Below are 13,604 nucleotides of genomic sequence, written 5' to 3'. Positions count from 1 at the left end.
TTTCTTGTTGGTGTTTTCAACGTTGTTCGCGCCGTGCGTTGGCGTCGAACAGCACAGCACCGACGATGATCACGCCTTTGATGATGTGCTGGTAGAAGGACGAGATCCCCATCAGATCGAGACCGTTGTTGATCACGCCGATGATCAGCGCGCCGAGAAGCGAGCCGATCATGGTTCCGACGCCGCCCGACAGGCTGGTGCCGCCGATCACGACCGCGGCGATCGCGTCCAGCTCGTAGCCGATGCCGGCCTGCGGCAAGCCCGACGTCGTCCGCGCGGTCAGGATCATTCCGGCAAGTCCCGCCAGGACGCCGCTCAGCACGAAGGTGGAGAAGATCACCAGCTTGGTGTTGATGCCGCTGGTGACCGCGCTGCGAACGTTGCCGCCCACCGCGTAGACATAGCGTCCGAAGCGGGTCTTGCGCGTGATCACCACGGCCACGACGATGCAGGCGAAATAGATCCAGACCGGGATCGTGATCCCCAGGAAGCGTCCCTGCCCGAGTTCGACGAACCCGTCGGCAAGATCGGGGATCGGCATCCCGCCGCTATAGACCTCGGTGATGCCCCGCGCGGTGCTGAGCATGCCCAGGGTCGCGACGAAGGCGGGGACCCGGAGATAGGCCACCATGCCGCCATTGATGGCGCCCAGCAGCCCGCCCATTCCGAGACCGGCCAGAATGCCCACCCAGGGCGCGCAGGCATGCTCGCCGCTCACCAGCCCGGCCGCGACAATGCCGCCGGCGGCGAGCACGGAACCCACGGAAAGATCGATCCCGCCCGCCAGCATGACGAAGGTCATGCCGGTCGCAAGCAACCCGTTGATCGAGATCTGCAGGAAGATGTTCGAGATGTTCCGGACGGTCAGGAAATACTGGTTCATGAACGACAGCGCGACCACGATCACGACCAGAGCGAGGACGATACCGTATTCCCGGGCGAGCTGCCGGAGATCGGGACGTCGGCGTACCGCCTGCAGGGCGGCGGGAGCGGTTTCAGGAGGCATGGTGGAGGAGGTTCTCATTGTTCGCCTCACGGGCGGGCATCTCGGCAACGGCGCGCCCGCGGTTGAACACGATGATCCGGTCGCTGATGTGCAGGATCTCTTCCAGATCCGACGACACCACGACCGCTGCGTTGTTGTCGGCGACGAAGGAGCGCAGCGTCGCGTAGATCTCCATCTTGGCGCCCTCGTCGACGCCGCGCGTCGGCTCGTCGCACAGGAGCACGCGCGGCCCGGTGGAGAAGCAGCGCGACAGAACGACCTTCTGCTGGTTGCCGCCTGACAGCGCCGCCACGGCGAGGTCCGGACTGGCCGCCTTGACCTGGAACCGGCGCATCATCGCCGAGACCAGGGCGTTTTCCTTGCGCCGTGAAATGAAACCGGCGGTGCACAGGCCACGCAACGCGGCAAGGGAGGTGTTCTCCTTGACCGACCGCACGGTGACGAGCCCGGTCTCCTTGCGGTCCTCCGTCACCAGCGACATCCCGGCGCCGATCGATTCGCGCGGCCGCCCCGGCGTCAGGACGCGCCCGTCCACCCTCACCTGCCCGGCATCCGGCGTGGTCAGCCCATAGACGGCATTGAGGAATTCGGAACGCCCAGCGCCCACCAGACCGTAGACGCCGACGATCTCCCCCGCCCGAGCCTCGAGGTCGATGCCACGGACCATCGGCTCCTGACGCAGGCCGCTGACCTGGAGCAAGGCGGGGCCGCTGGCCGGAACGCCCGCCTGCTCCGGCCGGTGACGCAGAACCTCGCGCCCGACGATATGCCGGATCAGTTCGCCGCGGTCGATGTTCGCGATCCGTCCCGTTTCGACGAAACGGCCGTCGCGAAACACGGTGAAGTTGTCCGCGATCTGGAAGATCTCGTTGAGGCGGTGCGAGACATAGACGATGCCGGTGCCGTTCGCCGCCAGCGCCCGGATCGCCTGGAACAGCGTCTCGGTCTCGGTCTCGCCGATCGCCGATGTCGGCTCGTCCATGATGACGATCGGACTTTCGTAGCTGATCGCCTTGGCGATCTCGACGAGCTGCATGCGGGCGACGCTCAGCGCGCGCATCGGCAGGCGCGCGTCTATGGCGAAACCCAGCCGGTCGAACAACGCTTGCGCATCGCGCTCGGCGCGCCTGCGGTCGACGAACGGGCCGCGCATCCGCTCGCGCCCGAGCCACAGATTCTCCGCGACGGTCATCGCCGGGATCGGACTCAGCTCCTGCGTGATGATCGAGATGCCGGCCGCGAGCGCCTGCGCCGGCGTGGCGAAGTTCACGGCCTCGCCCTTGACGGACAACGTCCCGCCGTCGCGACGCACCAGCCCCATGACGATCTTGAGAAAGGTCGACTTGCCGGCACCGTTTCCGCCGCACAGCGCATGGATGGAGCCGGCCTCGAGCGCGAGACGCCCGTCGACCAGCGCCGGGACGCCGTTATAGCTTTTCCGGATGCCCTCCGCGTGGAGAAGCATGGTGTTTTCCTCCCGAGCCGTTCTGCTCCGCTTCGCGGTATTGTTTGTGCTCGATACCAACTAACTTAGCCGCGCGTTTCGCCGCTTGCAAGCGTTGTAGACGCGACAACGGAGAGTTTAGCCCGCCATGCCGTCCTCGACCGCCTCGATGGCCGGAAACACGGCCTGGTCCACGGAAAACATCCTCTGGTGCATCAGCATCGCGCTTCCGAACGCGGCCCCTTCCGCGCCCAGGCGGGACAGTTCGACCTTGGGCGGCGGAAAGCCGTCCGGCAACTCCCGCGCGAGCCCGGCCTGGACCTGATCGGACACGTGGGCGAACAAGGCGCCCACGGAACCGCCGATGACCACCAGCCCCGGATTGAGCACGTTGATCACGTGCAGCAGGCCGCGCGTGAGCCACCCGCCCCATTCCGCGACGGTCGATCGCGCCGCCGCCTCGCCACGCTCCAGCGCGGCGAACAGCGAGGCCAGATCGGCGCCGGCCTTGCCGGACCGCTCGGCATAGCGCGACAGCACCGCCGCCTTGCCGATATAGCTTTCGAGCGAACCCTGGCGGCCTGGCCCCCCGCCATAGCCCTCGCCGCCCATCTGCAGATGGCCGAACTCCGCCGCGACGCCATGCGCGCCCCGGAACAGCTCGCCGCCGATCACGATACCGCCGCCGGCGCCGCTCTCGATCAGGAAGAAGGCCACCGTGTCCGAACGGCCGGACGTGCCGGCATAGGTCTCGGCCAGCGCCAGGGCGTTGGCGTCGTTCTCGATGGTGATGGCGGTATGGCGGCCGAGTTCGCGCTGCATCTCTTCGCGCAGCAGGGACGCCAGCTTCACGTCGCGCCAACCGATATGCAGGGCCTCGCGGACCGTTCCGCGATCCAGCAGGGCCGGAATGGCGACCCCGAAGCCGCCGATGCGCCGCCGCCCGCCGGCCGCCGGCAACACGTCGCGGGCCATCGCGCAAAGCCGGACGACCGCTTGCTCCGGGCTGTGCCCGGCAGTGGCATAATCGGCGGCGCGCGTGGCGAGAACGTCGCCGCGCAAATCGATCGCCAGCACGGTGAGGCGATCCACGCCGATCTCGGCGCCGACGAAGGTGGCGCCCATGCGTTCCAGCTCGATGACGATGCCCGGACGCCCGGTCCGGTAATCCGCTTCCAGATGACGGGCGCTCTCGTGCTCGGCCACGAGGCCTTCGCCCAGCAGATTGGCGATGATGTTGCCGGTGGTGGACCGGTTCAAGTTCAGATGCCGCGCCAGCGCCGCCCGGCTCATGCCGCCCTCGCGGAACAGCACGTTCAGGGCGCGGAGTTCGTTGACGTAGCGAACGGATTGCGGCGTCAGGCTTGATGCGATCGTTCTGATCTTGGGCGACGCCATGGTGGTCCGGACAGAGGAAGCGGTCCCGGTTTTCCTGCACATCGGGGGCATGTCAAGCCAGGCCCGCTTCCGTCCGCCGGGCGACCTCAGATGTCCTGGTTCTGCGGCAGGATCACCAGATCGCGGATCGTCACATGGCGCGGCCGGGTCAGCATGAACAGGATGGCCTCGGCGATCTCCTCCGGCGGCAGACCACCCTTTCCGTCGAGCAGGGCCTGCCGGTTCTCCGGCGTCCAGCTGTCGAGCAGCGGGGTGATGGCGATGCCCGGCGAGATCTCGCCGACCCGCAGACCGTGCGGCGCGACCTGCCGACGCACGCCATGCACGAAGGCCTGCACCGCATGCTTGCTCGCGCTGTAGACCGGCTCCCACGGAATCGCGATATGGCCGGCCACCGAGCTGGTGACCACGATGTCGCCGGTCCTGCGTCCGACCATATGCGGAAGCACCTCGCGCACGAGCCGGAACACGCTGTTCACGTTCAGCGACAGCATCCGGTCCCAGGCATCCGCATCGCCACCCAGCACGTCGCCGCCGACATAGAGACCGGCATTGGCATGCACGATGTCGAGCTGCCCGCAGGCCGCGATCACCCGCTCCGGCAGTGCCGCGACCTGGGCCGGATCGACGAGATCGACCTGGAGCGGCATCGCCCGGTCTCCGAGCGGTTCGGTGACGGCGGCGAGCCTGGCCGCGTCGCGGTCGCAGAACACGACATGTGCTCCGGCCGCATGCAGCCGCATCGCCGAGGCGGCGCCGATCCCGGACGCGGCTCCGGTCACCAGGGCGACCTGCCCCGCCAGCGGGTTTCCATCACCGTTCATGGCCCTCATCCTTTCCCTGCACTTCTTTTGTTTGTCGCGAGAGCAAACTAACGCAGCCGGACATCGTCTGCAACGCGATAAGTCGCGATGCGAGCGATCGCCGACGTCATCCGCGCCGGGATCGTTCTCCCGATGGAACGGCACCTGCCGCCGCAGCATGCACGGCGACGTCCCCTCGCCGAACGGGTCGCAGCCGCCCCGCATCCGGTCGCCATCGGCAGGACGCGCGACGGCGCCGGGCAGCGAACGGGCTCGCCGCCACGAAGCAACACGCGGCATCGCCGAAGGAGGTGGAGGGCTACACGCCGGCCGATCGGCGCCAGACGGTCGTCGCTGGTCGGCTTCAGGAACCCGACGCGGGCGTCTGCACCGCCGCTGCATCACCCAGCGCGACACGCCGATCGGCACGCCCGGCCGATGCCGCAATCACCCGCGCGTTCGGCTCGTCCGTCCGCGCGATCCAGTCCAGAGCCGCCGCCCGGTCGCGGCCGAAGCGCATGTGACGGGCCAGCAGCCACTCGGCCCGCAGCGTCTCGTCCGTGGCGACGAACCAGCTTTCGTCGAGCAAGTCCCGAACAGGCGACCACGCACCATCCAGCAGCAGGTAGTTGCCCTCCACAATCAACAGCGGGATCTCCGCCGGAATGGCAATGGCGCCGGCGATCGGCTCCTCGATCTCGCGCCGGAACGCCGGCGCATACACGGTCTCGCCCGCGACCGGCTCGCGCAGGCGGCGCAGCAGGGACACGAAACCGGCGGCGTCGAACGTGTCCGGCGCTCCCTTCCGCCCGGCCCGGCCCAGCCGCTTCAGCTCGCATTGCGCCAGATGGAATCCGTCCATCGGCACCACCATCGCGGCATCGCCGAGCGCCTCGGCCAGAACCGAGGCCAGGGTGGATTTGCCGCTGCCCGGCGCGCCGGCCAGACCGAGAATGCGACGACCGCCCTTGGACAGAAGCGCTTCGGCCGCACGCACGGCGTCGGTCCGGGTGGTGATGCTGTTCATGGGGTCGTTTGTCCCGCCGGGCTGGTGATCACACCGCCCTTGGGCACGGCCATGGGCGGCGGCGCCGGCGACATCGCCGGGGCCACGGCCTGATCTTCCGGCAGCGGCGGCGGGACGTCGTTCGGGCGCTGCCCGGACAGTACCGCCTTGAGCACCGACACGCCATGCCCGGTATGCGGGTTGAGCTGCACCGTGGCGGTCATGCCGGCGGACAGGATCACGTCCGGCGGCACCTGATCGAGCGCAATACGCACGGGGATGCGCTGCGCCAGCCTGATCCAGGTGAAGACCGGATTCACCGAAGCGAGGCCTGCGGAATCCGCCTGCGCATTCTGCACCTCGATGCCACGCGAGATGCCGGACACGTGGCCCCAGAGCGGCTGCTTCCAGCCCATCAGATACAGGCGCGCGCGATCGCCGAGATGAATGTCGGAAAGCTGGGTTTCCTCGAAATACGCATCCACCCAGAAGCTGTCGGAATTGACGATGGAGATCACGCGCTCGCCCACGGTGACGTAGTCGCCCACCTGCGCATCGAGATTGGTGACGAAGCCGTTCACGCTGGCGGTGATGCGCGTGCGCTTCAGGTTCACACGCGCCTGCGCCAGCGTGGCAAGGTTGCGACGCAGGGTCGCTTCCGCCGTCTGCACCTGGGTGGCGAAATTCTGCTTCTCTTCCACCGAGGTCGAGAGCGTGGTGAGCTCGCGCCGCCGCGCATCTTGCGCCTTGCTGTTGGCGAGCGACGCCTGCGCCTGCTCCACGTCCGCCTCGGCATTGGCGACGGCGATCTGGTAGTCGGTTGGTTCGATCTCCATCAGAAGCTGCCCGCGCCGGACGAAGCCGTCGGCGCGCACGGGCAGGCTGACCAGACGTCCGGCCACCTCGGAGGCTTCGGTCACCACATAAGCCCGAACGGTCGCGTCGCGGGTCCAGGGCGCGATCAGATACGCATCCCACACCGCCCAGCCGAGCAATCCGGCGATCGCCACCATCGACAGGGTGAGCAGGATCGGCGTGGCGCGCAGACCGGACGGCTGTTTGGGTTTGCGCTGACCCGTGGAGGACGGCTCGGACGCCGGCGCGGCCCCTGTGCTGGCCTGTCCGCCGATGCGCCGGGCTGCCGGTGCGCTTTCGGATACATGCGCTTGCTGCGCCGACACCGGTGGCGCCGGCAAGGGGCGATCGGGCTGTTCGCTCACCTCAAAACACTCCCGCGCACAGAACCAGCACACACAGCACCACGACATACACCGCGAAGTTGAACAAGGACGGATGCCAGACGTGCCGCGAAAGCCCGTATCGGCTCGACAAGCGGAACAACGGCAGGCAGAGCAGCCACGCCACCAGCATCAGCGGCGTGAACGGGGCGACATAGACGCCGAAGATGTCGATTTCCCGGTAATGCACCCGCGTCACCCCATCCCGGCGGTTGCGGGCGGTCTGCGATCGGCGAAATACGGCGTGTGACGCTGCAACATGTCGGAAAGCAGCGTGATCTCAACCTGCGCACGCAGCCCGGCAGCGTCCCGCGGCTGCGCCAGAGCCAGGGCACGCAGGCCGCCGGTGCACCGCTCCACCTCGCCCTGGGCCAGAAGTCCCAACGACGCCTCGAGCCTGTCCGGATGCAACAGACCGGCTTCCATGTTCCGCAGACGCAGGATCTGCGCACCCGCGCTGAAACCCGCTACCAGACGAGCACGATCCGCGGGGTCCGTCGCGCCCGGGAGCGCGCCGACCCGCGCAATCAACAGACCGATCCAGTCCTGCCCGGCCCGCCCTGTCCGTCCCGCGGCGAACCGGCGCACATCGCGCAAGGTGAGGGCAAGCAGACGACGCACCTTCCAGTCCTGCGGCACGGGGGAGAACAAGCGGAACCCGATCAGCCCCACGATCACGCCGGCGACGATCCCCTGCGCGCCGTTCAGGAACGACGACAGATTGTAGCTTTGCTGGTTGCTGGGCGCGAGCAGCGCCAGAAAGATGAAGTTGATCGCCGTGAACAGGAAGCGATGCCAGGTTCCGGCCGCCATGAAGGCCGACGGTATCATCACCGCGCCGATGGCCGCCACCAGGGCGACATAGCTCTGCTGTCCGGGCAGAACGGCGAACGAGACGATCGCCGCGAGGATGGCCGCACACACCACGCCTACGCCGAATTCCGGCACGATCTTGTGCGCGAGGTCGGCCTGCGGTGCGAACAGGATGGTGATCACCGCGCCGAACACCATCAGGCTCTGCCCGCCGGGCCATGCGAACTCGATCCACACCACGGCGGCCAGGATCATGGTGACAGCGACGCGAAGCCCGTTGGTCAGCGCCACGAACACGTCCGGCACGTGCAGGCGGCGTTGCGGCCAGTCACGCTTCGCCTCGGTGGGGTCGTCCAGCAACGCCACGGCATTGGCGCCCCTGGCCAGACCCAGCAGCGTCTCGGCACAGCGATCCAGCAACAAGCGTTCGGAGATCGTCCGGGCGTCCCGCGCCACCAGATGACGGGCCAGTTCGCGGCACCGGTCGCGTGCGGCCGCCGCGTCGTCCCAGTCCACGTCGTCGATCCGCCAGTCTCCCGACAGCAGCGGCATCGGCCAATCCGCCTCCGGCCTGTTCTCCGGCGTGGACAGATGCGTCACCACGTCGTTCCAGGCGCCGAGCGCGCGCAGCAGACCTTCCGTGCCGGCCTTCAACATCCCGGAGCGGTAGCGGAGATCGGCGGTCTCCCCGAGCGCCTCGTCCATGAGCGGATCGAGCGCGGCCAGGGCGCCGATCAGTTCGCGACGCCGCGCCACCATGTCGGAGGAGTTGCTGCGCAGCGTTTCGGTGATGCCGTCGGCGACGCCGCCGAGGATCGCCACGAAGCGCTGCGCCAGACGGCGGCGCGCATCGCCGGTATCGGTCGCGGACAGAACCAGACCGGCGCTGAGCACGCCGATGGAAATCTCGGTGGCGCGGGTGATCGCCAACAGGAAGACGTCATTGGGCGAGCCGTTGACGCTGTCGGCGAACACGATCGCCGCGGTGTAGCCGGCCAGCGACGCCGCATAGGCGGCCGCGTTGCGCAGGACGGTCGCCATGAAGCCGGCGATCATGCCCCAGGCCGCCAGCCCCGCGATCATCGCGATCCGCGCCTGCGGCATCAGGGCGGTCAGCACCACGATCGCCAGCGCCCCGGTGCAGGTGCCGACGATGCGGAACTGTCCCTTGCGGAGCGATGCGCCGATGGTCGGCTGGCAGACGATCGCGGCCGTTAGCGGCGCCCAATAGGCGTTGTCGAGCTGGAGCCAGAACGCCACCCACATCGCCAGCGCCACCGAAGCCAGCATGCGCACGCCATACAGGACGCGCGGCTGCATCTCTTCCAGCGATCGCATCAGGGACGGCCAGCGTCCATCGGTCGCGCCGGCGGCAGCAGCGGCCATGAGGTTCCCTCGATGCCGACCGGCCCGGTGCCGGATCGCTTCGAACCCCTAACGAACCAGCAACAGCATCCGTTCCGGCCTCACGCTCGCCATCCAGGCCGCGGGCCCGGCGCCCGGCGCGTCGATGTCGCGCGATGCCGCCACCAGACGCACCCTTCCCTGCAGATTCCAGAGCGGCAGCAGACCGACCCCGCCCTGCGCGACGGAAAACCGGCTGTCGGCCGAGTTGTCCCGATTGTCGCCCATCACGAAGAGACGGCCCTCGGGCACGCGCAGTTCGCTCATCTCGTCCACGGGCCCATGCGCCAGCACCTTCAGGATGCTGTGCGCGACACCGCCGGGCAGATCCTCGACGAAGCGCCGCGCCGGAACGACGCTGCCGTCGGCCAACTCTTCCCGTCCGACACCACGATCGGTCCAGGGTACCACGCGACCGTTCAGGACCACATGTCCGGCAATCAGCGCGATGCGGTCGCCCGGCAGGCCGATCACCCGTTTCACCCAGCTCGTGCCCGGCTCGGACGGGCTGCGGAACACCACCACGTCGCCGCGCTTCGGTACCGATCCCCACAAGCGGCCGCCACGCGGCAGCCTGTCGCCGAACGGTAGATCGGCCGTGCTGTAGCCATAAGCGAACGGCTCCGCGACCATGTGGTCACCGATCAGCAGGCTCGGCTGCATGGAGCCGGACGAGACGTAGTATGGCGCGGCGAACGCGGTGCGCGCGACCAAGGCCAGCATCAGCGCCATCAGGATCTCGCGTACCCTGATCCAGCCCGCCCTTCGTTTCATGCGCGTTTCTCCGGTTGCGAACCGATCCTGCCCGCAACCCTGCGCCGGAACAGCTTAACAATCCGCAAACAGAACGACGCCCTCAACGCTGATCGCGATAATACGGCACCCCCAGCGCCGCAGGCGCCGCGATCCGTCCACGTCCGGTCAGCGCGGGCAGCATCATGAACAGCAACGTCACCAGATACGGCAGCATGCCGAGAAACGCCGACGGAACGCCCCAGTCGCGCGCCTGCGCCAGATAGCCGAGCGCGCCGACGAAGCCGAACAGCAACGCGCCGGCGACGATGCGCCAGGGCCGGTATCCGGCAAAGATCACCAGCGCCACGGCGATCCAGCCGCGCCCCGCCGTCACCCCGTCGGACCAGGACGGCACGAAGCCCAGCGTCAGATACGCCCCGGCCCCGGCCGAGATCGCCGCCCCCAGCACCACATAGGCGAAGCGCAGCGGCAACACCTTCATCCCCACCGCATCGCAGGCGGCGGGATTCTCGCCGATCGCCCGCAGCGCCAGCCCATGCCGGGTGCGGAACAACAGCCAGTGCAGAAACAAGGGCAGGATCAGGAACGCGACATAGACCGGCAGGCTCTGCCGGAACAATGCCTCGCCCAGCACCGGCAAACGATCCAGAACAGGGATCGGCAGAACCGGAAAGGTGGCCGCCGAGGGCTGGCCCGCGAAGGGACGGCCCAGCGTCGCCGCCAGACCCATGCCGCCCATGGTCAACGCCATGCCGCACAGAACCTGGCTGGCCCTTGCCACCACGGTCGCGAACGCGAACAAACTCCCTGCCGCCGCCCCCGTCGCCAGCGCCGCCAGAACCCCCACCGCCGGATCGTGCGTGCCGGACACGGCGGCCACCGCCGACATCGCGCCGAGCGCCATCAGCCCTTCCACGCCGAGATTCAACACCCCGACGCGCTCGGCCAGGAGTTCGCCCAGCCCGGCCAGGGCCAGAACCGCGCCGGACACCAGGGCGTTGGACAGAAGACCGCCGACGACGCTCATGCCGCCCCTCCCGCCACGGGACGCACCATTACGATGCGGTAATGCGCCAGACGCTCGCCGATGGCGGCGAACAACAGGATCAAGCCGGTCAGCGCCAGGGCGGCGCTCGACGGCACCCCCTGCGTCTGCAGCACCGTTCCGGCGTTCAGCACCAGCGCCATCAGCAGGCCGGTGAACACGCAGCCCAGCGGCGAGGACGCGGCCAGAACCGCGACAATGATGCCGACATAGCCGTAGCCGTTGCTGAGCCCGCTCTGCAGCCGGTGCACCGTGCCGCTCAGTTCCAGCATCCCGCCCAGACCGGCGATCGCACCGCCCAGCAGCATGGCCTGGAACAGGCGACGGCGCACATCCATGCCTGCATAGGCGGCAGTGTCGCGATTGGCGCCGCAGATCCGCAGCTCGAACCCCCAGCGGGTGAACCGGAACGCGGCCGCCAGCAGCGCCGCGAGCAGCAGCACCACCGCCAGCCCCCAATGCAGCCCGCCCAGATGCCAGTCGCGCGGCAGCTTCGGCAGCGGATCGGGAATGCGCGCCGTCTGCGCCGCCGCCATGCCGTGCGGATCGCGCCAGGGCCCGGTCACCAGCCAGTCCAGCCCGAGCCTGGCGACGAAATTCAGCAGCAGGGTGGAAATGATCTCGCTGGTGCCGAGCAGCAGCCGCGCCAGCGCCGGCACGGCGATCCAGAGCGCGCCGCCCGCCATCGCCGCCAGACCCATCGCGCTCTGCACCAGCAAGGGCGATCCGTGCGGCCCGAACAGCGCCACGCCCGCGGCACAGGCGGCGCCGACATAGAACTGCCCGTCCGCGCCGATATTCCACAAACCCACACGCAGCATCAGCGACACGGACAAACCGCACATCACCAGAGGCGAGGCCAGCAACAGCAGATCCTGGATGCCGAACCGGCTGCCGAGGCTCTGTTTCAACACGCTGCCGCCCAGCGCCAGGGGATGCAGCCCGAGCGCCGCCAGCAACACGCCCGCCACCAGCACGGCGGCCGAAGCGGACACGGCATAGGCCGCGTTGCGCACCCGCCCGGACACAGACGGCACGCGCTGCACCAGAAAACCCGTCATGCCGGCCACTCCGCGCGTCGACCGGCGCCGTTCGTCACCCGCGCCGCCGTCACGACACCGGCTCCGGCACGGCCTGACCGCTCATCAACAAGCCCAGCCGCTCCCCATCCGCCTCCGCCACCGGCAGGATCCCGGCGATACGTCCGGCGAACAGCACGGCGATCCGGTCGGCCTGCGCCAGGAGCTCGTCGATCTCCTCCGAGATCAGCACCACCCCGACCCCGCTCGCGCGCAGCCGCTGCATCCCGGCATGGAGCGCCGCCACCGCCCCCACATCGAGCCCGCGCGTCGGATAGGCGGCCACCAGGACGCGGCTGGCGATACGCCGCTCGCGTTCCGCCACCAGGCGCTGCTGATTGCCGCCGGACAGGTTGCGCGCCGGAATCCGGCTGTCGCGCAGATTCACCGCCGCATCGTCGATGATCCGGCGCGCCAGGGCCGCCAGCCGGCGCGGAAACAGGAACGGGCCTTTCCCGGCCGCATCGCCGCGATAATCGCGCAGCACCGCGTTTTCCCCCAGCGGCAGATCGGCGGCCAGGGCGGTGCGCAGGCGGTCCTCCGGAATATGCCCGACGCCCCAATCGGCGAAACCGCGCGCCCCCCGAGCCCCGGCCGGAGCCCCGTCAAGCAGAACCTCGCCGGCATCGGGCCGGATGCAACCGGTCAGCACCTCGCTCAACGCGCGCTGCCCGTTTCCGGCCACCCCGGCGATGCCCAGGATCTCGCCTGCGCGCAGGTCGAGATCGACCCCGTCCAGCAGCAACACGCCGCGACCGTCGCGCACGCTCACGCCCCGCAGCGCCAGCGGCACAGCCTGCGCGACCGCAGCCGCCGCATCGTCCCGCCCGATCGCGGCCGGAAGCACCGTCTCGCCGATGATCAGGCGCGCAAGCGAGGATCGGCTGGCGCCTTCGGTGGAGCCGGTGGCGACCGAGCGCCCGCCACGCATCACCGTCACCGTGTCGGCGATCTCCAGCACCTCGCCCAGCTTGTGGCTGATCAGGATCACCGCATTTCCGGCGGCCCGGAACGCCCGCAGGGCGTCGAACAAAGCCCGGACTTCCGGCGGGGTCAGCACGGCGGTCGGCTCGTCCAGCACGAGGATGCGCGCGCCACGCGCCAGGACGCGCAGGATCTCGACGCGCTGCTGTTCGCCCGCCGAGAGATCGGCCACGCGCGCGCCGGGCGACACCGCCAGACCGTACCGCTCCGACAAGGCCTGCGTGCGGGCGGCGAGCGTGGCCGGATCGAGCCTGAACGGCGTCTCGTTCCAGCCCAGATGGATGTTCTCGGCCACGGTGAAGGCCGGCACCAGCTTGAAATGCTGATGCACCATGCCGATCCCGGCCTCGATCGCATCGGCCGGGCTGGCGATGCGACGCGCGTGCCCCTCGATGGCGATCTCGCCGGAATCCGGCTGATAGAGCCCGGTGAGCACGTTCATCAGCGTCGACTTGCCGGCGCCGTTCTCGCCCAGCAGCGCATGGATCTCGCCGCCCTGCAGGGTGAAATCGACACCGTCATTGGCGCGGGCGCCATAGAACGACTTGGTGATGCCGCGCATCCGCACGAAGGCGGTGCGCGCCGCTTCCGGCAGCGCCGTGCGCGGCAGCTCGCCCGGCTGCATCCG

Annotated in this window: 12 protein-coding genes; all 12 read right to left on the bottom strand. The window is 69.0% G+C overall.

What is annotated here, in order from left to right; genetic code table 11:
* Nucleotides 1-16: 16 nt before the first annotated feature.
* On the bottom strand, nt 17-1,006 hold the full coding sequence (locus ACZ5BM_RS14320; RefSeq protein WP_498908784.1) for an ABC transporter permease: 990 nt from the start codon (nt 1,004-1,006) through the stop codon (nt 17-19).
* A complete protein-coding gene (locus ACZ5BM_RS14315) occupies nt 996-2,471 on the bottom strand; it encodes a sugar ABC transporter ATP-binding protein (RefSeq protein WP_498908783.1) in 1,476 nt (491 codons plus the stop codon). Before ACZ5BM_RS14315 ends, ACZ5BM_RS14320 begins: the two co-directional genes overlap by 11 nt.
* Before the next feature lie 117 nt (nt 2,472-2,588).
* Nucleotides 2,589-3,848 carry an ROK family transcriptional regulator gene (locus tag ACZ5BM_RS14310; protein WP_498908782.1) on the bottom strand — a complete coding sequence of 420 codons (1,260 nt, stop codon included), beginning with the start codon at nt 3,846-3,848 and terminating at the stop codon, nt 2,589-2,591.
* A gap of 86 nt (nt 3,849-3,934) precedes the next feature.
* Entirely contained in the window at nt 3,935-4,672 is a 738-nt protein-coding gene (locus ACZ5BM_RS14305; RefSeq protein WP_498908781.1) for an SDR family oxidoreductase, read from the bottom strand.
* A gap of 343 nt (nt 4,673-5,015) precedes the next feature.
* Entirely contained in the window at nt 5,016-5,678 is a 663-nt protein-coding gene (locus ACZ5BM_RS14300) for a nucleoside/nucleotide kinase family protein (RefSeq protein ID WP_498908780.1), read from the bottom strand.
* Nucleotides 5,675-6,877 (bottom strand): HlyD family secretion protein, encoded by a 1,203-nt coding sequence (locus tag ACZ5BM_RS14295; RefSeq protein WP_498908779.1) that lies wholly within the window; start codon nt 6,875-6,877, stop codon nt 5,675-5,677. The genes ACZ5BM_RS14300 and ACZ5BM_RS14295 overlap by 4 nt, the downstream gene beginning before the upstream one ends.
* Nucleotide 6,878: 1 nt before the next feature.
* The gene (locus ACZ5BM_RS14290) at nt 6,879-7,094 is read right to left on the bottom strand and encodes a DUF1656 domain-containing protein (protein ID WP_498908778.1); all 216 of its coding nucleotides are present in this window, start codon (nt 7,092-7,094) and stop codon (nt 6,879-6,881) included.
* The gene (locus ACZ5BM_RS14285; RefSeq protein ID WP_498908777.1) at nt 7,091-9,094 is read right to left on the bottom strand and encodes an FUSC family protein; all 2,004 of its coding nucleotides are present in this window, start codon (nt 9,092-9,094) and stop codon (nt 7,091-7,093) included. The genes ACZ5BM_RS14290 and ACZ5BM_RS14285 overlap by 4 nt, the downstream gene beginning before the upstream one ends.
* A 48-nt stretch (nt 9,095-9,142) precedes the next feature.
* A complete protein-coding gene (gene lepB / locus ACZ5BM_RS14280) occupies nt 9,143-9,886 on the bottom strand; it encodes a S26 family signal peptidase (RefSeq protein WP_498908776.1) in 744 nt (247 codons plus the stop codon).
* An 82-nt stretch (nt 9,887-9,968) separates the two neighbouring features.
* Nucleotides 9,969-10,895, bottom strand: a complete 927-nt coding sequence (locus ACZ5BM_RS14275) for an ABC transporter permease (RefSeq protein WP_498908775.1) — start codon at nt 10,893-10,895, stop codon at nt 9,969-9,971.
* The gene (locus ACZ5BM_RS14270) at nt 10,892-11,974 is read right to left on the bottom strand and encodes an ABC transporter permease (protein ID WP_498908774.1); all 1,083 of its coding nucleotides are present in this window, start codon (nt 11,972-11,974) and stop codon (nt 10,892-10,894) included. Before ACZ5BM_RS14270 ends, ACZ5BM_RS14275 begins: the two co-directional genes overlap by 4 nt.
* A 49-nt stretch (nt 11,975-12,023) precedes the next feature.
* The gene (locus tag ACZ5BM_RS14265; RefSeq protein WP_498908773.1) at nt 12,024-13,601 is read right to left on the bottom strand and encodes an ABC transporter ATP-binding protein; all 1,578 of its coding nucleotides are present in this window, start codon (nt 13,599-13,601) and stop codon (nt 12,024-12,026) included.
* Nucleotides 13,602-13,604: the final 3 nt, after the last annotated feature.

It is taken from the genome of Lichenicola sp. GTC18331, from assembly GCF_055386855.1.
The sequence above is the reverse complement of the archived record's forward strand: the minus strand, read 5'-3'. Positions and strand labels throughout refer to the sequence as shown.